The sequence below is a fragment of the Streptomyces sp. 2P-4 genome, from assembly GCF_030167965.1.
GTDB lineage: Bacteria > Actinomycetota > Actinomycetes > Streptomycetales > Streptomycetaceae > Streptomyces > Streptomyces globosus_A.
In genome coordinates this window covers 5,061,806-5,080,522 of the sequence record NZ_CP095011.1, presented here as the reverse complement: position 1 = coordinate 5,080,522, position 18,717 = coordinate 5,061,806, and the positions used below count along the sequence as shown (strand labels likewise).

The 18,717-nt window shown below is 72.4% G+C and carries 18 protein-coding genes and 1 pseudogene; 7 read left to right on the top strand and 12 right to left on the bottom strand.

Annotation, left to right across the window (positions count from 1 at the left end):
* Positions 1 to 145: 145 nt before the first annotated feature.
* From MUK52_RS22510 to MUK52_RS22490, 5 genes are read right to left on the bottom strand one after another with little or no spacing between them, the layout of a single operon-like run.
* Positions 146 to 1,174 carry a LacI family DNA-binding transcriptional regulator gene (locus MUK52_RS22510; RefSeq protein WP_428985455.1) on the bottom strand — a complete coding sequence of 343 codons (1,029 nt, stop codon included), beginning with the start codon at positions 1,172 to 1,174 and terminating at the stop codon, positions 146 to 148.
* Complete coding sequence (locus MUK52_RS22505; protein WP_114057312.1) at positions 1,162 to 2,802, bottom strand: glycoside hydrolase family 13 protein; 1,641 nt, start codon at positions 2,800 to 2,802, stop codon at positions 1,162 to 1,164. The genes MUK52_RS22510 and MUK52_RS22505 overlap by 13 nt, the downstream gene beginning before the upstream one ends.
* Before the next feature lie 50 nt (positions 2,803 to 2,852).
* Entirely contained in the window at positions 2,853 to 3,761 is a 909-nt protein-coding gene (locus MUK52_RS22500; RefSeq protein ID WP_114057313.1) for a sugar ABC transporter permease, read from the bottom strand.
* A 2-nt stretch (positions 3,762 to 3,763) separates the two neighbouring features.
* On the bottom strand, positions 3,764 to 4,795 hold the full coding sequence (locus tag MUK52_RS22495; RefSeq protein WP_284579516.1) for a carbohydrate ABC transporter permease: 1,032 nt from the start codon (positions 4,793 to 4,795) through the stop codon (positions 3,764 to 3,766).
* A gap of 8 nt (positions 4,796 to 4,803) precedes the next feature.
* Positions 4,804 to 6,078, bottom strand: a complete 1,275-nt coding sequence (locus MUK52_RS22490) for an extracellular solute-binding protein (protein WP_114057315.1) — start codon at positions 6,076 to 6,078, stop codon at positions 4,804 to 4,806.
* Positions 6,079 to 6,300: 222 nt separating this feature from the next.
* On the opposite strand from MUK52_RS22490, the gene MUK52_RS22485 reads away from it, so the two are divergent.
* The 3 genes from MUK52_RS22485 (at position 6,301) to MUK52_RS22475 (ending at position 9,966) form a co-directional block, all read left to right on the top strand.
* Complete coding sequence (locus MUK52_RS22485; RefSeq protein ID WP_114057316.1) at positions 6,301 to 7,929, top strand: glycoside hydrolase family 13 protein; 1,629 nt, start codon at positions 6,301 to 6,303, stop codon at positions 7,927 to 7,929.
* Positions 7,930 to 7,954: 25 nt separating this feature from the next.
* A complete protein-coding gene (locus MUK52_RS22480) occupies positions 7,955 to 9,001 on the top strand; it encodes a LacI family DNA-binding transcriptional regulator (RefSeq protein WP_284579511.1) in 1,047 nt (348 codons plus the stop codon).
* 68 nt (positions 9,002 to 9,069) lie between these two features.
* Positions 9,070 to 9,966, top strand: a complete 897-nt coding sequence (locus MUK52_RS22475) for a phosphatase PAP2 family protein (protein ID WP_284579508.1) — start codon at positions 9,070 to 9,072, stop codon at positions 9,964 to 9,966.
* A 13-nt stretch (positions 9,967 to 9,979) separates the two neighbouring features.
* Here the strand turns inward: MUK52_RS22475 and MUK52_RS22470 are convergent, their stop codons facing one another.
* Genes MUK52_RS22470 through MUK52_RS22455 form a run of 4 tightly spaced genes read right to left on the bottom strand, consistent with a single transcriptional unit; the run spans position 9,980 to position 12,758 of the window.
* Positions 9,980 to 10,414: a GNAT family N-acetyltransferase gene (locus MUK52_RS22470; protein ID WP_114057318.1), complete on the bottom strand. Its 435-nt coding sequence runs from the start codon at positions 10,412 to 10,414 to the stop codon at positions 9,980 to 9,982.
* Positions 10,404 to 11,621 (bottom strand): hypothetical protein, encoded by a 1,218-nt coding sequence (locus MUK52_RS22465; protein ID WP_284579504.1) that lies wholly within the window; start codon positions 11,619 to 11,621, stop codon positions 10,404 to 10,406. Before MUK52_RS22465 ends, MUK52_RS22470 begins: the two co-directional genes overlap by 11 nt.
* 34 nt (positions 11,622 to 11,655) lie before the next feature.
* Positions 11,656 to 11,913 (bottom strand): DUF397 domain-containing protein, encoded by a 258-nt coding sequence (locus MUK52_RS22460; protein WP_114057320.1) that lies wholly within the window; start codon positions 11,911 to 11,913, stop codon positions 11,656 to 11,658.
* The gene (locus tag MUK52_RS22455; RefSeq protein WP_114057321.1) at positions 11,910 to 12,758 is read right to left on the bottom strand and encodes a helix-turn-helix domain-containing protein; all 849 of its coding nucleotides are present in this window, start codon (positions 12,756 to 12,758) and stop codon (positions 11,910 to 11,912) included. The genes MUK52_RS22460 and MUK52_RS22455 overlap by 4 nt, the downstream gene beginning before the upstream one ends.
* A 110-nt stretch (positions 12,759 to 12,868) precedes the next feature.
* On the opposite strand from MUK52_RS22455, the gene MUK52_RS22450 reads away from it, so the two are divergent.
* Positions 12,869 to 13,333: an ATP-binding protein gene (locus MUK52_RS22450; RefSeq protein WP_284579501.1), complete on the top strand. Its 465-nt coding sequence runs from the start codon at positions 12,869 to 12,871 to the stop codon at positions 13,331 to 13,333.
* A 203-nt stretch (positions 13,334 to 13,536) separates the two neighbouring features.
* Positions 13,537 to 14,403: a helix-turn-helix domain-containing protein gene (locus MUK52_RS22445; protein WP_284579499.1), complete on the top strand. Its 867-nt coding sequence runs from the start codon at positions 13,537 to 13,539 to the stop codon at positions 14,401 to 14,403.
* A gap of 4 nt (positions 14,404 to 14,407) precedes the next feature.
* On the opposite strand, the gene MUK52_RS33310 is transcribed toward MUK52_RS22445, so the two are convergent.
* Positions 14,408 to 14,653 carry a hypothetical protein gene (locus MUK52_RS33310; RefSeq protein WP_472913138.1) on the bottom strand — a complete coding sequence of 82 codons (246 nt, stop codon included), beginning with the start codon at positions 14,651 to 14,653 and terminating at the stop codon, positions 14,408 to 14,410.
* Between MUK52_RS33310 and MUK52_RS22440 the strand changes: the two are divergent.
* Together MUK52_RS22440 and MUK52_RS22435 are read left to right on the top strand one after the other, a co-directional pair.
* A pseudogene (locus tag MUK52_RS22440) lies at positions 14,607 to 14,810 on the top strand (TetR/AcrR family transcriptional regulator); the annotation flags it as partial. The gene MUK52_RS33310 and the pseudogene MUK52_RS22440 sit on opposite strands and share 47 nt — an antisense overlap.
* A 157-nt stretch (positions 14,811 to 14,967) precedes the next feature.
* Positions 14,968 to 15,606: a flavin reductase family protein gene (locus tag MUK52_RS22435; RefSeq protein ID WP_284579497.1), complete on the top strand. Its 639-nt coding sequence runs from the start codon at positions 14,968 to 14,970 to the stop codon at positions 15,604 to 15,606.
* A 259-nt stretch (positions 15,607 to 15,865) separates the two neighbouring features.
* Here the strand turns inward: MUK52_RS22435 and MUK52_RS22430 are convergent, their stop codons facing one another.
* Entirely contained in the window at positions 15,866 to 16,549 is a 684-nt protein-coding gene (locus MUK52_RS22430) for a hypothetical protein (RefSeq protein WP_284579495.1), read from the bottom strand.
* Positions 16,537 to 18,540, bottom strand: coding sequence for an eCIS core domain-containing protein (locus MUK52_RS22425; RefSeq protein WP_502963589.1), 2,004 nt, complete (start codon positions 18,538 to 18,540; stop codon positions 16,537 to 16,539). Before MUK52_RS22425 ends, MUK52_RS22430 begins: the two co-directional genes overlap by 13 nt.
* Positions 18,541 to 18,717: the final 177 nt, after the last annotated feature.

Below are 18,717 nucleotides of genomic sequence, written 5' to 3'. Positions count from 1 at the left end.
AGATCCTCCCCAACCGCCCCTCGACGGGGCCGACTTGAGCGCCGCTCCGCCGGCCCCCCGGCCCGGGCCCCGGACATGGCGGCGCCGGGACCCCGTGATCGGGGCCCCGGCGCCGGGCGGGGTCTCGGGGGTCGGCCCCGAGCTTTCAGGTGCGCAGCGGCGGCGGGGCCGTCGAGCCCCGGACCACCAGCTCCGGTTGGAAGACGTATTCGGTTCTCTGGACGGGCGTGCCGCCGACCGCCTCCAGCAGGGCGCCGACCGCGGCCGTCGCCATGGCGCGCACCGGCTGGCGGACGGTCGTCAGCGGCGGGTCGGTGAAGGCGATCAGCGGCGAGTCGTCGAACCCGACCACCGACACGTCCTCGGGGACGCGCAGCCCGCGCGCCCGGGCCGCCCTTATCACGCCGAGCGCCATGGGGTCGCTGCCGCAGACGATGCCCGTGCAGCCGCGGTCGAGGAGCGCGACGCCGGCGGCGTGGCCGCCTTCGACCGTGAACAGAGTGCGCTGGATCAGCCCCTCGGCCTCCGCCCCCGGGACGGCCGCGGTGAAGCCCTGCTCCTTGCGGGCCGACGGCACGTACCGGGTCGGCCCGATCGCGAGGCCGATCCGCCGGTGCCCGAGGGCCTCCAGGTGCCGGACGGCCATGTCGGCCGCGGCCCGGTCGTCCGGGGAGATGAACGGGGCGTTCACCTGCTCGTTGAAGCCGTTGATCATCACGAACGGCACGCCGCGGGAGGCGAGCCGCTGGTAGCGGGCCGGGTCCGCGTGCGAGTCGGCGTGCAGGCCGGACAGGAACACGATCCCGGTGACGCCGCGCGCCTCCAGCTGCTCGACGAGCTCGTCCTCGGTGGCCCCGCCGGGGGTCTGCGTGCACAGCACCGGCGTGTACCCGTGGCCCGCCAGGGCCTGTTCGATGACCTGCGCGAACGCCGGGAAGATCGGGTTGGTCAGCTCGGGTATGAGCAGCCCGACCAGCCCGTTGCTGCGGCGCTTCAGCCGGACGGGCCGCTCGTATCCGAGCAGGTCCATCGCGGCCAGCACCTTGTGCCGGGTGCCGGCCGCGACGCCCGTCTTGCCGTTGAGGACCCGGCTGACGGTCGCCTCGCTGACCTGGGCCTGCGCGGCGATGTCCGTCAGCCGGAGGGGTGTGTCCCCGCTGGTCACTCCTCCCACCACACCGCCGTGTCGGCGGGCAGAGTGCCCGGGCTTTCGAGGACGGCGCTGGCCAGCAGCACGGTGCCCGGGGCGGGCAGTGCGACCGGCTCGGCCGTGGTGTTGACGGTGCAGGTGAAGCCGCCGCGGCGGAACGCCAGGACGCCGTCGGGCGCGGGCAGCCACTCGACCGCGTCGCCCGCGCCGAGGTCGGCGCGCTCGCGGCGGATCCGCAGCGCGGCCCGGTACAGCTCCAGCGTGGAGTCGGGGTCGCCGGTCTGCGCCTCGACGCTCAGCTCGGCCCACTCGGCCGGCTGGGGCAGCCAGCTGCCGCCGTCGCCGAAGCCGTACGGAGCCTCGGTGCCCGACCACGGGATCGGGACGCGGCAGCCGTCGCGGAAGCCGTCCTGGCCGGCCGCCCGGAAGAACGACGGGTCCTGGCGCACCTCGTCGGGCAGGTCGGTGACGTCGGGCAGGCCGAGCTCCTCGCCCTGGTAGACGTACGCGGAGCCGGGCAGCGCCAGCATCAGCAGCGTGGCGGCCCGGGCGCGGCGCAGGCCCAGCTCGCGGTCGCCCTGCTCGCGCAGCTGCGTGCCGAGGCCGGGCGGGTTCGCGAAGCGGGTCGCGTGCCGGGTGACGTCGTGGTTGGACAGCACCCAGGTGGTGGGGGCGCCGACGGGGCGCATCGCGGCGAGCGAGCCGTCGATGACCTTCCGGAGCTCCCCGGCGTTCCAGTCGGCCGTCAGGTACTGGAAGTTGAACGCCTGGTGCATCTCGTCGGGGCGGACGTACAGGGCGGTGCGCTCGACGGTCGGGGTCCAGGCCTCGGCGACGAGGACGCGGTCGCCCTCGTACTCGTCGAGGATCCGCCGCCAGGAGCGGTAGATCTCGTGGACGCCGTCCTGGTCGAAGAACGGCATGACGTCGTTGCCGAGGAGCTTCAGCTGGTCGCCGGAGCCGATGTCGGGCAGGCCGGGGGCCTTGACGAGGCCGTGGGCGACGTCGACGCGGAAGCCGTCGGCGCCGAGGTCCAGCCAGAAGCGGAGGATGGAGCGGAACTCGTCCTGGACGGCCGGGTGCTCCCAGTTGAAGTCGGGCTGCTCGGGCGCGAAGAGGTGCAGGTACCACTCGCCGTCCGGGACACGGGTCCAGGCGGGGCCGCCGAAGATGGACTCCCAGTCGTTGGGCGGGAGCTCGCCGTCCTCACCCTTGCCGGGGCGGAAGTGGAAGCGCTCGCGGAGCCGGGAGCCGGCACCCTCGCGGACGGCCTGCCTGAACCAGTCGTGCTGGTCGGAGCAGTGGTTGGGGACGAGGTCGACGATGATCCGCAGGCCCAGTTCGTGGGCGTCGCGGATCACGGCGTCGGCGTCGTGCAGGGTGCCGAACATGGGGTCGATGGCCCGGTAGTCGGCGACGTCGTAGCCCGCGTCGGCCTGCGGGGAGGCGTAGAACGGGCTGAGCCAGACGGCGTCGACGCCCAGCTCCTTCAGGTACGGCAGTCTGCTGCGGATGCCTTCGAGGTCCCCCATGCCGTCCCCGTTGGAGTCGGCGAAGCTGCGCGGATAGACCTGGTAGATCACCGCTTCTCTCCACCAACCGGGCAGGGTGCCGGTCGGGGTGTGGAGTGTTTCGGCGAGGTGCTGGGTCATGACGTCCTTGTGGGTCGGGCCGGGGGTGTGCGGGGGCGGGAGCCGGGTGGTCAGCCCTTGGTGGCGCCCGCCGTCATCCCGGCGACGAGGTGACGCTGGGCGAAGACGAAGAAGATGGCGGCGGGGATCGCGATGAGGACCGAAGCGGCCGTCATGGGTCCCCAGTTGGCGGTGTACTGCGTGACGAAGGTCTGCAGGCCGCCGGCGAGGGTGAGGTTCTCGTCGCCGACCATGAACGCGGAGGCGTACGCGACCTCTCCCCACGCGGTGATGAAGGAGTAGAAGGCCGTCACGGCGAGGCCGGGGCGGGCCAGCGGCAGGATGAGCCTCCAGAACGTGCCGAAGGGGGTGAGCCCGTCGACGCGGCCGGATTCGTCGATCTCCGCGGGGATGGTGTCGAAGAAGCCCTTCATCATCCAGGCGCAGAAGGGCACCGCGATGGTGAGGTAGGTGATGATCAGGCCGACGGGCTGGTTGAGCAGTCCGAGCTGTCCCATGAGGTTGTAGAGCGGGACGATGAGGATGGCCATGGGGAACATCTGCGTGATGAGCAGGGTCCACATCAGGGGCTTCATGCCGGGGAACCGGAACCGGCTGACGGCGTAGCCGGTGGTCGCGGCGATGAACACGCCGAGGACGGTGGTGATGCCGGCGACGAGGAGGGAGTTGCCGAACCAGGTGAAGAAGGAGGTCTCCTCCACCAGGTAGCGGTAGTTCTCCAGGGTGGGGTCCTTGACGAAGTCCGTCGTGATCGCGTGCTGGGCGGGCTTGAGCGAGGTCAGCAGGACCCACAGCACGGGGAACACGGCGATGACGGCGGCGGCGGCGAGCGTTGCGTGGAGCCCGAAGGAGGCGAGCGGCGAGCGCTGCCCGCGCGGGCGGACCTTCCCGGGGGCCTTGCCGGGGGTCGCGGCGGTCGTCCCGGCCTCGGTCGGGGCCGTGGTCGTGGAGGCGGCCATGGTCACCACACCTCTCCCTGCTTGCGCAGCGCGCGCCGGTAGACCAGCGCGAAGATCATGAGGAGGGCGAGGATGAGCACGCCCCAGGTCGCGGAGCCGGCGAAGTCGCGCGGGCTCGACACGAAGGCCTCGCGGAAGGCCTGGGTCACCAGGATCTCGGTGGAGTCGCCCGGTCCGCCCCGCGTCAGCAGGAAGATCACCGGGAACATGTTGAAGGTCCAGATGGTGGAGAGCAGGATCACCGTCATGCTGACCGAGCGCAGGCCGGGCAGGGTGATGTGCCGGAAGCGCTGCCAGGTGGTGGCGCCGTCCATCTCGGCGGCCTCGTACAGCTCGCCCGGGATGGACTGCAGGCCGCCGAGGAGCGCGACCATCATGAAGGGGATGCCGAGCCACACGTTGACGGTGATCACCGAGAGCTTCGCCCAGGTGGGGTCGTCGAGCCACGGGATCGCGGCGATGCCGCCGCCGTCGAGGAGCTTGTTGAGGATGCCGTTGTCGCGGTTGAAGAGGAACCGCCAGGCGAAGACGGAGACGAAGCCGGGGACGGCCCAGGGCAGGATGAGCGCCATGCGGTAGAAGGCGCGGCCCTTGAAGTCGCGGTTCAGCATGTTCGCCAGGGCGAGGCCGAGCGCGAAGGTGACGGTCACGCACGCGACGGTCCACACCACCGTCCACACCAGCCGCTGCCAGAACACCGGGTCGCTCAGCACGGCCGTGTAGTTGTCGAGTCCGACGAACGTGTACGTGGCCTCGATGTGGTTGGCGCCGATCGTGCGGGCGACGTTCCGCTCGTTGGCGTCGGTCAGCGACAGGTAGACGCCGCGGACGAGCGGCCAGCCGATGATGATGCCGAGGACGAGCACGACCGGGGCGATCATCGCCCAGGCGTACCAGTGCGTGGCGAAAGCACGCTTGAGCCCGCCGCGGTTCGCGGCGCGCTGGGGCCCGTCAGTCCTGCGGCTCCGGCCGCGGGCGACGTCGGTCTCGTCGCCCGCGGCCTTCGCCACAGACTGGCTGGTGTGAGCAGCCATGGTCTTGTTTACTTCCAGCCCTTGAGGATCTTGCGGAACTCGGCGCCGGCGGCCTTGGCCGCGTCCTCGGGGCTCGACGCCCCGGTGATCGCCTTCGTGTACTCGACCTTCAGCGGCTCGAAGAGGGAGCCGTTCTCCGGGATCCAGGCGCGCTCGACGGCCTTGTCGACGGCCGGCTTGAAGAACTGGACCATCTCGCTGGACTTGACGTCGGGCTGCTCGTAGGCGGCGGTCCGGGTCGGGAGCAGGCTGAGCTCCTTGGCGGACTGGACCTGCACGTCCTGCGAGGTCATGTACTCGACGAAGGCGTGCGCGGCGGCGCGGTTCTTGGAGCCGGCGTAGACGGCGAGGTCGTGGCCGCCCTGCGGGGCGCCGGCCTTGACGGAGCCGGCCGGGACGGCGGCGACGCCGAGGTTCGACTTGTCCTTGAACTGCTCGCCGGCGTAGCTGTCGGCGACGGCCCACGGGCCGTTGATCATCATGGCGGCCTCGCCGGACTTGAAGGCCGTCTGCATGTTGTTCCAGCCGTCGGTGGCGTTGGTGATCGCCGCGCCGGAGGTGACGAGGTCGCGGGCCGTCTTGAAGGCCTTGACGCCGGCCTCGTTGTCGACGGTGACCGTCTTGTTCTTCGCGTCGACCAGGTCGCCGCCCTCGCCGTAGATCAGCGGGAGGAACCAGTAGGAGTCGTCGCCGCGCAGGTACAGGCCGGCCTTGCCGGTCTTCGCCTTGATCGCGGCCGAGGCGGCCTTCAGCTCCTCCAGGGTCTTGGGGGGCTGGACGCCGGCGTCGGCGAGCATCTTCTTGTTGTAGAAGAGGCCGAGGGTGTCGATGACCTGCGGGACCGCGTAGGTCTTGCCCTCGTACTTGCCGCTGGCGGCGGCCTGGGGCAGGAACTCGGCGTCGATCTTCTTCGCGGTCTCGGCGGGGACCTCGTCGAGGTAGCCGAGGGAGGCGAAGTCCGCGACCCAGCCGACGTCGGCGCGGATCACGTCCGGGGCCTCGGCGCCGCTGCTGAAGGCGTTCTTCACCTTGTTCTGGGCGTCGCCGTAGGGCACGTTGACGTACTTGACCGTGACCTTGGGGTGCTTCGCCGTGAACGCCTCGGCGATCTTCTGGAAGCTCGCCTTCTCGGCATCGTTCGAGGTGTCCCACCACGTGACCGTGCCGGAGAGCTCCCCGCCCGCCTTGGTCGCGCCGCCGTCGTCCTTGGTGTCACCGCCGCAAGCCGTCGCCGCGAGCGCCAGGGTCGCGACCAGCGCGGTGGCCGCTATGCCACGCCGCATATGAACTCCTTCGATGATCCCGGCCGCGCCCTCGCGGTCCCGAGTTGCAGGGAACGTAACAAGCCTGAAAGCTGACCGAAAGAGCTTGCGGCAATTTTCTGCAAGCCCGGGGGATCGTTACATCCGCGTGTCCGGACGGTTGCCGCACCTTGCTGGCCGATCGAACGTCCTTCGGGTCGTCAGGCCCGCAACCAGGGGCGGTGTCGCCGCGTTGACCCCGGTATGACCCATGAGCTGACCGCCCCCCGGCTTGCAAGCGCTTCCAGCAAGACCACCGAAAGCGTCGGCTGGTGGCGCGATGCCGTCATCTACCAGGTGTACGTCCGCTCCTTCGCGGACAGCGACGGCGACGGCGTCGGGGACCTCCGCGGGGTGCGCTCCCGGCTGCCGCACCTGGCCCGGCTGGGCGTGGACGCGGTGTGGCTGACCCCCTTCTACGTCTCCCCGCAGGCCGACGGCGGCTACGACGTCGCCGACTACCGGGCCGTCGACCCACTCTTCGGGGACCTCCCGGACGCCGACGAGCTGGTCCGGGCCGCCCACGCGCTGGGCCTGCGGGTCATCGTCGACGTGGTGCCCAACCACACCTCCGACCGCCACCCCTGGTTCCGCGAGGCGCTCGCCGAGGCCCCCGGCGGCCCGGCCCGCGCCCGCTACCACTTCCGCCCGGGCCGCGGCCCCGGCGGGATGGTGCCGCCCAACGACTGGGAGTCCGTCTTCGGCGGCCCCGCCTGGACGCGCGCCGCCGGCGGCGAGTGGTACCTGCACCTGTTCGCCCCGCAGCAGCCCGACCTGAACTGGGAGCACCCGGAGGTCGCCGAGGAGTTCGCCTCCGTCCTGCGGTTCTGGCTCGACCTCGGCGTCGACGGCTTCCGCGTGGACGTCGCCCACGGCATGGTCAAGGCCCCCGGCCTGCCCGACATCGGCCGCGGCGCCCAGGCCACCCTGATCGGGACCGAGCCGCTGCCGTTCTTCGACCAGGACGGCGTCCACGACATCCACCGCTCCTGGCGCCGCCTCCTGGACGAGTACGGCGGCGAGCGGATCGGCGTCGCCGAGGCCTGGGCGCCGACCTCGGAGCGCCTGGCCCTGTACGTCCGCCCCGACGAGATGCACCAGGCCTTCAACTTCCGGTTCCTGAACTGCCCCTGGGACCCGGCCCTGATGCGGACCGTGATCGACGAGTCGCTCGCCGCGACCGCCGCGGTCGGGGCCACCACCACCTGGGTCCTCTCCAACCACGACGTCGTCCGGCACGTCACCCGCTACGGCGGCGGCCCGCAGGGCCTGGCCCGGGCGCGGGCCGCCGCCCTGCTGATGCTGGCGCTGCCCGGGTCGGCGTACCTCTACCAGGGCGAGGAGCTCGGCCTGCCCGAGGTCGCCGACCTGCCCGCCGAGGTCCGCCGGGATCCGGCGTTCCTGCGCACCGCCGGGCAGGACGGGCTGCGCGACGGCTGCCGGATCCCGCTGCCCTGGTCAGGGCAGGAGCCCCCGTACGGCTTCGGCCCGGCCGGGAGCTGGCTGCCACAGCCCCGGGACTGGGCGGGCCTGAGCGTCGCCGCGCAGACCGGCGACCCGCACTCCACCCTGGAGCTGTACCGGGCCGCCCTGGAGCTGCGCCGCGCCCTGCCGGGCCTCGGCTCCCCGGACGCCGGCCCGCTGGAGTGGCAGCCCTCCCCGGAGGGGGTGCTCCTCTTCACCCGGCCCGGCTTCGCCTGCACCCTCAACGGGCGGGGCACGGTGGTGGAGCTGCCGTCGCCGGGACGCCCCGTCCTCTCCAGCGCCCCGGTGGAGACGGACGGCCGCTCGGTCCGGCTGCCCCAGGATTCGTGCACCTGGTGGGCTTTGTGACGTGGGACCGGTACAGTCCAATCCCGTGACCGCACGGCTTGCCGACATCGCAGCCCAGGCGGGGGTCAGCGAAGCCACAGTCAGCCGCGTGCTCAACGGCAAGCCCGGTGTGGCCGCAGGCACCCGCGAGTCCGTGCTGGCCGCGCTCGACGTGCTCGGCTACGAGCGGCCCGTGAAGCTGCGGCAGCGCAGCGCGGGCCTCGTCGGGCTGATAACCCCCGAGCTGGACAACCCCATCTTCCCGGCGCTGGCCCAGGTCATCGGCCAGGCGCTGACCCGCCAGGGGTACACGCCCGTCCTCGCGACGCAGACCCCCGGCGGGTCCACCGAGGACGAGCTGACCGAGATGCTCGTCGACCGCGGCGTCTCCGGGATCATCTTCGTGTCCGGCCTGCACGCCGACACCACCGCCGACACCGGCCGGTATGACCAACTTCGTGCGCAGGGCGTACCATTCGTCCTGATCAACGGCTTCTCCGAGAAGGTCCAGGCCCCCTTCGTCTCCCCCGACGACCGGGCGGCGATGCAGCTGGCCGTCACCCACCTGACCGCGCTCGGCCACACCCGTATCGGGCTGGCCGTCGGCCCCAAGCGGTTCGTGCCCGTCCTCCGCAAGATCGAGGGCTTCCGCCTCGGGATGAAGGAGCGCCTCGGCCTCGACGAGGACGCCGTCGAGGAGCTGATCCAGCACTCCCTGTACTCCCTGGAGGGCGGGCAGGCCGCCGCGACCTCGCTCATCGCCCGCGGCTGCACCGCCGTCGTCTGCGCGAGCGACATGATGGCGCTCGGCGCGATCCGGGCCGCCCGCCAGCAGGGCCTGCGGGTCCCGCAGGACGTCTCCGTGGTGGGCTTCGACGACTCCCCCCTGATAGCGTTCACCGACCCGCCGCTGACGACCATCCGCCAGCCCGTACAGGCCATGGGACAGGCCGCCGTGCGGACGCTGCTGGAGGAGATCGGCGGCACGCCGGCGCCCCACACCGAGTTCGTGTTCCTGCCCGAGCTGGTGGTCCGCGGGTCCACCGCGTCCGGCCCCGGGCAGACCAGGGTCCCGTCTCGTCCTGAAGGCTGAGCGGCTGCGGCAAGGATGCTCCCGCGGGATGATCGAAGGCGGGAAGGCATCTGGCAAACTCTCGTCCCATGGCTGAAGCGAGCGTGAAGACACTGGAAACCCGGACGGATGTCTCGACGCCCGCCGCCGTCGACGTGGCGCCGCCGCCGCAGACCCGGGCCGACCTCCTCACCCGCCTCCGCGCGCCCCGCAGGCCTCGGATCTGGTTCGAGATCCTCCTCATCGCGGTCAGCTACTGGACGTACTCGCTCATCCGGAACGCGGTGCCCGAGCAGAAGGCCGTCGCCCTCGCGAACGCCGACTTCCTGTGGCGCCTGGAGCAGGCCCTCGGCATCGCCGTGGAGAAGACCGTCAACCACACCGTGAACTCGGTGACGTGGCTGGTCGTGGGCATGAACTACTACTACGCCACCCTCCACTTCGTGGTGACCCTCGGCGTCCTCGCCTGGATCTACCGCCGGCACCCGGGCCGGTACGCGCCGACCCGCCTCGTGCTCTTCGCGACGACCGGCGTGGCCCTCGTCGGCTACTACTTCTACCCGCTGGCCCCGCCGCGGCTGATGGAGACCGAGAACTTCATCGACACGGTCCTCGTCCACCACACCTGGGGCTCGATGGCCTCCGGCAACCTCAAGAACATGTCGAACCAGTACGCCGCGATGCCGTCCATGCACATAGGGTGGTCGCTCTGGTGCGGACTGACGATCTGGGCGGTGGCGACCGTCCCGTGGGCCCGCGTGCTGGGCCTCCTCTACCCGACGGCGACCCTCGTCGTCATCGTCGCCACCGCCAACCACTTCTGGCTCGACGCGGTGGGCGGCATGATCTGCCTCGCCTTCGGCTACACGGTCTCCCGCGCCTGGTACGGCGACATGCCGCACCGGCTGCCCCGCCACCCCCTCCACACCGGCCCGCACCCGGCCACGGCCGCCCTGGCGAACCGGTTCCGCGGACAGCGCACCTGACCCCTCCGGGCCCCTACTGCTGCCCGAGGGCCATCCACTTCTGCGGGAAGGCGAGCGGCTCGAAGCCGTGCCGGGCGTACACCTCGTGCGCGTCGGCGGTGGCGAGGAGGATCCGGCGCAGCCCGAACGGCTCCAGGTGCGCCCGCACCGCCGCGACCAGCGCCCCGCCGAGGCCCTTGCCGCGCACGCCCGGGTCGACGTACACGTCGCACAGCCACGCGAAGGTGGCCCGGTCGGTGACCACCCGGGCGTACGCCGCCTGCTCGCCCGAGGCGCTGTCGTACACCCCGAAGTTCAGCGAGCCGGCGATGGCGGCCTCCTGCTTCTCCCGGCTGCGGCCCAGCGCCCAGTAGGCGTCCTCGGACAGCCACCGGTGGATCCGGGCCACGTCGAGGCGGGAGGGGTCGGCGGAGATCTCGTACCCGTCGGGCAGCGCTTCAATGCTCATCGCGCCATCCAAACAGGCCGCGCAGGCGCGGGGCAGGGGATATCCCGGTATCCGAGACGGGCTCGGATCCCGGGCCCGTGAGCCAGGGGAGGACTGCCGGCGGGGTCGCGTCGGGGACGGTCCCGGTGATCCGGGTCAGGGCCTCCGCCAGGGCGCGGGTGAAGTCGTCGTCCACCAGGATCCGCTTCCGCTCCCACGGCTCCCGGACCCGCTCCTCCCGATCCAGCAGCCGCACCAGCACCGGCACCGCCGCGGTGGCGGCCGGACCGATCGCACCCAGGTGCCGGACCGCGGCCGGTGTGGGGTGCGCGGGGTGGCCGTCGAAATCCGGGTCCACGTCCGCGAGGAGCACCGGCACGGCCGGCTCCGGATCACCCGTGATCCGCCACCAGGCGTGCGCGGCCGCGACCCGGGTCCAGCCGCCCGGCGAACCCGTCAGCGCCCGCACCGCGTCGGCGTGCCCGGCGGCGGCCGGGCCGAGGTCCGCGAGGTACGGCAGGACCCGGCTGCCGCGCCCCGCCGCGAGATCGGCGGCGCAGGCACGTCGGAGAAGGGCGTCGTCGCCGGTGGTGCGCCAGTGCGCCCAGGCGGCCATGCGGACCCCGTGCCAGGCGCAGGCGGCCTCCGGGCCGTACGGGCCCTCCGGGCGCACGGCGCCCGCCGCGAACCCCGCCAGCCGCCCCGCGGCCGCGGCGGCCGAGGGCCCGATCCGGCCGAGGACGCGGGCGGCGTCGTAGGCGCACCCGGCCTCCAGGTGCGGGACGACCTCGGGGACGGCCGGGGCGGCGGCCGCGCCCAGGTCGGCGAGGAGGCGGAGCAGGTCAGGGGTCGACATACGGGTGTGCCGCAGCTCGGCCCGCACCAGCGGGAGCAGGTCGGCGGCGGGCAGCGCGGCGAGGGGACGCGCGTCGATGAGGAACCAGTCCGCCCTGGACAGGTTCCGCAGGGCGGGCATCGCCCGCGCATCGCCCGTCCCGGCCAGGGCGAGGGCGAGCATCTGGACGTCCCACTGGGATGCGTTGCCCGCCCCGAGGTGACCGCGTCCGAGGCGGCGGGCGAGGCGGTCGGCGTGCGGGGCGAGTGCGAACCGGGCCTGCATGACCGCGTCCCTGGCCCTCCACCGGTCCTCGGGTGGGCCGCAGGCCACCTCGACGACCGCCGCCCAGGCGGCCGGATCCGGCCGCCGCTCGCGGAGGACGGCCTGCACGGCCGCCTCCGCGCCACGGGGCTCGCGAAGCCGTCTAAACAACGGCGGATGCCAGGAACCCCGCCCAGGCGGCCGGAGCCACGGCGAGCCGACCGCCGTCGGGGACCTTGGAGTCCCGGACGAGGACGGTGCCGGTGAGGTGGGCTACCTCGACGCACTCATTGCTGTTGCTGGCGCTGTAGCTGCTCTTGGTCCAGGCGACTTCGACGCATGCGGGCCCGTCGTTCGTGCTGTAGCTGCTCTTGACCCACGTCAAGGTGGAGAGGCTCTCGGCCGACGGCTTGATGCTCATGTCTCCCCTAGTAGCTTCTCGATGAACGTGAGCGATTCGCGAGGTGTCAGTGCCTGTGCTCGGATCATGCCATAGCGCATGTCCAGGATCTGAACCTCTTTCGGCTGGGTGATCAAGCGGCTCACCAGCTGGACTTCGTTGTGGCCGACTGTCGTTCCGTCCCTGAGACGCATGAGTTGGAGCGACCCGGCAAGTCCCGCGTGCTCCTCAACAGCCGTCGGCATCACCTGGATTTCCACGTTGCGCAGGCTGCCGACGGTCAACAGGTGTTCGAGCTGGCGACGCAACACCATCCTGCCCCCGATCGGACGTCGCAGCACAGTCTCTTCCTGCACAACCGTGAGGAGCGGCGCCGGTTGTGCCTGGATGACGTTCTGCCGGGCCAGGCGAGCCATCACCAGGCGATCAACCTGGTCCTCCGAGTACGCCGGTCGCCTCATGCCGTAGAGGGCACGCGCATACTCCTCGGTCTGGAGCAGCCCCATCACCACACCGCAGTCGTAGGCCCCGATCTCAACCGCCTTCGCCTCCAATTCGGCCAGATCGCGCACCTTCTTGGGATAGCGGGCCTTTTCCACGTCGGCCTTCATAGCCGCGATTTTCCCGCCCGCCCCAAGGACCTCGTCCGCCTTGTCCAGGAACTCCGGGCGGGGAATGCGGGTGCCGCGTTCGATCTTGTAGATGAGGTTCGGGCCGTATCCCATCCGCTGGCCGAACTTGGCACGGTCGAGGCCGGCGGACTCGCGCCACATTTTCAACTGGCGCCCCAGCGCGGCGATCACCGCCCCCGATTCGTCCTCCGGGTCGAGTTCCCAGCTCGACTCGTCGGCGCCGTCTGTGTTCACTTCCACCTCCGCGGGGACCGTCAGGACAGCACGCAACCGCCGGGGACAGCCGCCGTACACAGCGGCATCGGCACTGTTCAGGTTACGCACGGGCGGCCACGCTGAGTCACGTGAATCAGGAAATCTCCCTCGTCGCCACTCTCCCCGCGACCCCGCGCGGCGCTCGTGCCGCACGTGCCCTCACCGCCTCCCAACTACTGGAACATCAACTTCCGTTCGCGGACGCGGCGCAGGTCGTCGCCGAGCTCGCCGCGAACGCGGTGACGCACGGGAGGGTGCCGGGGCGGGGGTTCCGGTTGCGGCTGCGGACGGGGCCCGGGCCTACGCTGCGTATCGAGGTGTCGGACACGCGGGCCGAGGCGGTGCCGCGGTGCGAGCCGTCCGTTCCGGATGCGGGGGCGGAATGCGGGCGCGGGCTGCTGCTGGTGTCCGCGCTCGCCTCGCGGTGGGGAACCGACCGGGGGCCGGTTCCGCTGAAAACGGTGTGGGCGGAATTGGATTTCGGCAATCCGCTTTCACCGGATCGAGGTTCTCACGACCCGGTAGACCGTGTTCCGGTGACGCACGACACCTAAAGACATAACCACAGGCACAACGACCTCACCCAACCTCCCCCCTCCCCCTCTCACCCGGTCGGGTGAATCACCCCAACCCCGCTGGCAAATAGGCCAATTCCCGGTGCACGATTCCCTCACAACCCCAGAAACGCGAACGGCCCTCGACCGGGACTGCCATCCCGAACCGAGGGCCTGACCACAGTGGAAGCAGGACCTTCCCCATGGCTGACCAGCAGCCTAGCGCGCCCGCGTGCCCCACGGCGGGCATCCGGCACATCAACCGCGATCACACCCGGCGGTATGTCAAGGTCGGCAACCATCTCGCCCAGCACCGCGAGTTGAGCCTGACGGCGATCGGTCTCGCCGTGCACATCCAGTCGCTGCCCAGCGGCGCCAGCGTCACCATCAAGAGCCTGGCCGGGCGCTTCCCGGAGGGCGAGGTGCGCATCGCCGCCGCCATGCGGGAGCTGGAGCACCACGGCTACCTGCGCCGCCGCCGGGAGCGCGCGGCATCGGGGCGGGTCGTGGCCTTCACGGAGTCGTACAACAACCCGCCCGCACTGTGGGCGGAGGCCCGCCCCGCCCGCGAGACCGCACCCCTGGAGCCCGCCGCGGCCCGCCCGCAGGAGGCCGCCCCGCAGCCGGAGCCGGCCCCCGCCGCCGACGGGGAGGAGGCTGACCCGGATCCCGCCCCCGGGAGGGAGGCGGCCCGGCCGGCGCGCCCGGAGGCGTACGACCTGCTCGGCCGGCTGCGGCTGCGCGACCCGCGACTGGTCCTCTCGAACCGGGACGTGGAACGCCTCGCGCCCGCCGTGTCGGAGTGGCTGGACCAGGGGCTCCCCGTGGCCGCCGTCAGCGCCTCCCTCACCAACGGGCTGCCCCTCGCGCCGATCCACTCCCCGTACGGCCTGCTCCTCCACCGCATCCGCGAACTGGCCCCCGCCCGCCTGCCCTCCACGCCGCGGGTGGGCGCGGTCGGCCCCGACCGGGTCCTCCACCCCCTCCGCACCTGCCCGACCTGCGACAAGGCCCACCGCTCCCCCACCCCGGGCGAATGCCCGCCCTGTACCCGCCGCGCGGCCGCCTGACGCGTCAGGCTTCAGCCGGGGGCCGCACGGCCGCGCCCGCACCGGTCCGCGGCCCGTCCGCAGTCGCCGCCGCGCGCTCGTCGGCCGGGGCGAGCCAGAACCAGAGGAGCGGCAACACCAGCTCGATCACCGTCAGCACGAGCTGGAACCAGTGCGGCCGGCCGTGCACCGCCAGGGAATGACGAACGAGCTCGACGCCCTCCCCCCTGGCCGACGACCGCACCCGCGACGCCGTGTCCGCCGTGCTCAAGGCGTGGCTGGTGTTCGTCCAAGTCCTCTGCGTGGACTGGCTCGACCGGGAGACCTGCCACCGCACCGAACCACGCGACGCCTGCATCGACGCCGTCGTCGGCGCACTCCGCCCCCTCCTCCCCTCCGGGGTGCCCGAGACGGCCGCCTCCTGGTGATCAACGCCGGCCTGTCAACGGAGGACCGTTCCACTCGTCCCGAACGCGAGGTCGCATTTCCGCCAGTGTCGGTGGGTTCGCTCACGAGAGAGTCAGCGATGGTTCGTGTTCCTGATCGCGAGCCTGTCCGTCCGGCACTCCGCGAAAGGCGTAGCGCATGCATGTCGTCCCCGGGCTCAAGGTCCTGTACTTCGGAACTCCGGTGGTGCTGATCAGCTCACTCAACAAGGACGGCACGCCGAACTTGATGCCGATGTCCTCCGCGTGGTGGCTGGGCCAGTCCTGCATGCTCGGTCTCGGCAACAACGCCCAGACCACGGCGAACCTGCTGCGGGAGGGTGAGTGCGTGCTCAACCTGCCCTCGTCGGCGATGGTCGATGCCGTCGACCGGATCGCGCTCACCACCGGGAAGCCGGCCGTGCCGGACTACAAGGCGAAGCAGGGGTACCGGCACGAGCCGGACAAGTTCTCGACCGCACAGCTGACCGAACAGGCATCGGACCTGGTACGGGCCCCGAGGGTTGCGGAGTGCCCGGTCCAGCTGGAATGCAGGGTCGTCTCGGTCCATCCTTTCGGCGGTCTCGAACCGCACGCCACCGCCTTCGAGGTCGAGGTCCTTCGCGCCCATGTCGAGGAGGACCTGGTCATCCCGGGGACGCACTACGTGGACCCGCTCGGCTGGGACCCGCTGATCATGAAGTTCTGCGAGTTCTTCGGCGGGGGACGCAACGTTCACCCGTCGAGACTCGCCGAGGGCTGGAACATGCCGCACCCACTCCAGTCGACCCCTGTCTGAGCAGGCATCCGGCGCCCAGCCTCCCCCGCCTCGCCAGACGGCAGGCCGCCCGCGCACCCGGTGGGCAGACCCCCACCGCAACCCCACGGGCCGCGACAGGGCCGCCGCGACGGATCACCCGGCCACAGGAAGCCGAGCCGCTTGCTCGTTACTGACCCATGCATCTGGCCGGACGGCCGCCGCGTCCTCCTGATCGCCCACTCGGCGAACGCATGGGACACCCTCCCCGCCGCCGGGGAGGGCGGCCGGCAGGCGCGGCTCACGGGCCCGGCCACTCACGGCAGCCCGGACCCGCGTCCACCCGGAGGACGTACGCCGGTCCGGCCGCGGAGCCGTCCCTGCGGAGGGTCTGCCGGAAGCCGCAGCGGAGTCGGAGCTCCGGTGCCGACCAGGCCTCGTCGAACACCCCGTGCGCGTAGGCCCGCGTGACATCCCGCAGCCCGGTGGTGTCCAGGGCGGGGGCCGCCTCCGCGAGCAGCGCCCGCAGCCCGGCCGCCTGCTCCTGGCCCTCCCACGGCCGGTGGAACGACACGCAGGACAGGACGCCGGGCTCCCCGCAGGCCTGCACCTGCCAGGCGCCGAGCCGCACCGCCAGCCAGGCGAAGCCCTCCCGCGGGCGGTCCCAGCGCAGCGCGAAGCCGGGCGCCGAGAACCGCTCCCGCAGCTCCGGCGAGACCAGGCCGTCGTACAGGGCCATCGACGCCACCGGATCCGGCCCGAACCCGACACCGAGGAGCCCGGCCAGCTCGGCGGCGGCCCGCCGCAGCACCTCGGGCCCGTCGATCCGCACCCCCTCCGGCGGAGGCACGACGAGCTGCGCGCCACCGAGCAGCGACCGCCGCGAGGGCACGGGCACGGGCGGCGGCATGGCCAGGCCGTCCAGGGAGTGGCCGCCGGGGAGGTGGTCGCGGGCGATCACGTCGGCGGGGGTCACGAGGGCCATACCGTCAGCGTGAACTGCCGGGTGGGGCCGTTGGCTCCCGCCCTGACCGTGAAGGCGTACGCGCCGAAGAGCGTCGGCGTTCCCCGGATCATCCCGGTCGCTTCCAGGAAGAGGCCCGGCGGCAGTACGCCCGCCTCCAGCGACAGCACGGGAGCGAAGTACGTCCCGGGCATGTTCGGGGGGATCTCCAGGACGTGCGCCGGGAACGCGGCCTGCGCCTGGTCGCCGTAGTCCTGCGAGGTGACCGCCACCGTCTCCTCCTCACGGGGGATCAGCCACGTGTAGGGCGCGCCCTCCGCCGCGTCGGGCAGCACGTCACCGGGACCGAACCGGTGGAAGGCGACCCGCTGGCCGGCGTGGACGGCCTGGCCGTCGAATCCCTCGCGGTCCAGGGCCGCGTCGTGCAGGGCCCCGGCGACCCGCGCGATGGCGTGGTACTGGAAGTCCCAGCCCTGCTGGGCCTGGCCCGGGTGCCACTGGGTGTCGAGGGCCTGCACGTTGGTCAGGTTGACCATGTTGCCGACACCGCCGGCCCACACCATCTGGTCGTTCGCGAAGAACCCGCCCCAGACCATGACCGTGTTCGCCGGCAGGCCGACCGTCTGGGCGAGGAGGACCAGCAGGTTGGCGTAGTCCGCGCACACGCCCCGCCCGTCGGTGAGGACGGTCAGCGGATCGTCGTTGATCGGGTCGGAGGGGTCGTATTGCACCCGCGCCCGGAGGGAACGGCGCAGTGCCGTAGCCACCGCTTGTGCGTCGGTCTCCCCGGCCAGCATGCCCATGGCCGCCACCACGGCGTCGGCGCGGGCCTGCGTCTGTGGGAAGCCGAACAGGCGGTGGACCTCGTGATGGGTGGTGTCGACCTCCTGACCGGGACCGGGCGTGTTCTCGCGGGCCAGCCTCCACGAGACGCCGTGCACGGCGGTGCCGACGCCGTTCACGGGCAGCCTCAGCTGGGACACCGCGAAGAGGTTCTGACCGGGGATCGGCGCGACGAACGAGGATTCGCCGACCTGCTGGTTCCCGGACCACGCCTGCAACTGCACCCGCGCGGCCGACGCCCCGAGATGGGAGACCGCCACGATGGCGGACGGGGTGTCCGTCGTGCGGTACGTGAGGTTCGCCGTCAGGGGGAAATGCGACTCCCACGTCGTCAGTTGGAATCCCTGCAACGCGATGCCGCCCCCGAACTCGATCCTGTCCAGCGTGGGCCCGGCAGGCGCCGGGGCCGGAACCTGGCCGGGCAGGACGGGGGCGGGGGCGGGAGCCGCGGTGGCCGCGTTCATGCGCTGCACCGGAGCCGGGCCCGACCCCTCCGCGGCGGGCGGCCCCGCGGCCGCAGGCGCCTCCCGTACCGGCGACGGGACGGACGCCATCGCGCGCACCGCGTTGGCCTCCGCCTCGCGTTCGAAGCGGTCCCCCGGGTCGCTGATGCTCAGGCCCGCCCCGTTGTCGGTACCGGCGACGGGGCCCCGGCGCTGCTGGATGACGTGCGTCAGCTCGTGCGCGAGGGTGTGCCGGTCGGTGCCGCCGTCCCCGATGACGACATGGCTGCCGCTGGTGTACGCGCGGGCCCCGATCTCGGCGGCGGACCGGCGGGCCGCGGCGTCGTCGTGGACGCGGATGTCCCCGAAGTCGGCGCCCAGGCGGGCCTCCATGTCGGCGCGCACGCCCGCCTCCAGCGGCCGGCCCGCCGACCGCAGCACGTCGTGGACCGCGGACCGCTGCACCGCAGCGGGCGCCTCCTCGGCGGCGTGCCCGCAGCCCGCGCCGTGCCGGTGCGTCCCCGGATCGGCGACGGACCGCTGCGCCTGCGCCCAGGCGTGCCCGGACCGGCGGAGCATCTGCACGACGGCGGCGTTGCCGGCCGCGCGCTGGAGAACGGCCAGGGCGGCCCCCGCCGGCGGGGGCGCCGCACTGCGGGCCGGGCTCCACACGGGAGCGGAGCGCACGGCGCCGTCATGGCCGGGTACGGGCGTAGGAGAGCGCATCGGATCCTCACGGACGGGCGGCGGACGGGCCCCTCCTGGATACGCGGCCCGGACCGCACGGCACCAGGTACCGCCGGGCAGCATCGGCAGTCCGATCGGGAAGCCGGCGGCGGCCCCCACCCCCGCACCCGACCGGAACGGGCACGGGATGTCGGGTGCGGCAGGCCGGGGCGCCCC

Bases quoted from the DNA above. Each gene is read 5' to 3' on its own strand.
- MUK52_RS22485 (WP_114057316.1), top strand. From the start codon at position 6,301: ATGACCCATGAGCTGACCGCCCCCCGGCTTGCAAGCGCTTCCAGCAAG.
- MUK52_RS22430 (WP_284579495.1), bottom strand. From the start codon at position 16,549: ATGGCCCTCGTGACCCCCGCCGACGTGATCGCCCGCGACCACCTCCCC.
- MUK52_RS22435 (WP_284579497.1), top strand. From the start codon at position 14,968: ATGCATGTCGTCCCCGGGCTCAAGGTCCTGTACTTCGGAACTCCGGTG.
- MUK52_RS22500 (WP_114057313.1), bottom strand. From the start codon at position 3,761: ATGGCCGCCTCCACGACCACGGCCCCGACCGAGGCCGGGACGACCGCC.
- MUK52_RS22475 (WP_284579508.1), top strand. From the start codon at position 9,070: ATGGCTGAAGCGAGCGTGAAGACACTGGAAACCCGGACGGATGTCTCG.
- MUK52_RS22505 (WP_114057312.1), bottom strand. From the start codon at position 2,802: ATGACCCAGCACCTCGCCGAAACACTCCACACCCCGACCGGCACCCTG.
- MUK52_RS22495 (WP_284579516.1), bottom strand. From the start codon at position 4,795: ATGGCTGCTCACACCAGCCAGTCTGTGGCGAAGGCCGCGGGCGACGAG.
- MUK52_RS22490 (WP_114057315.1), bottom strand. From the start codon at position 6,078: ATGCGGCGTGGCATAGCGGCCACCGCGCTGGTCGCGACCCTGGCGCTC.
- MUK52_RS22460 (WP_114057320.1), bottom strand. From the start codon at position 11,913: ATGAGCATCAAGCCGTCGGCCGAGAGCCTCTCCACCTTGACGTGGGTC.
- MUK52_RS22470 (WP_114057318.1), bottom strand. From the start codon at position 10,414: ATGAGCATTGAAGCGCTGCCCGACGGGTACGAGATCTCCGCCGACCCC.
- MUK52_RS22445 (WP_284579499.1), top strand. From the start codon at position 13,537: ATGGCTGACCAGCAGCCTAGCGCGCCCGCGTGCCCCACGGCGGGCATC.
- MUK52_RS22425 (WP_502963589.1), bottom strand. From the start codon at position 18,540: ATGCGCTCTCCTACGCCCGTACCCGGCCATGACGGCGCCGTGCGCTCC.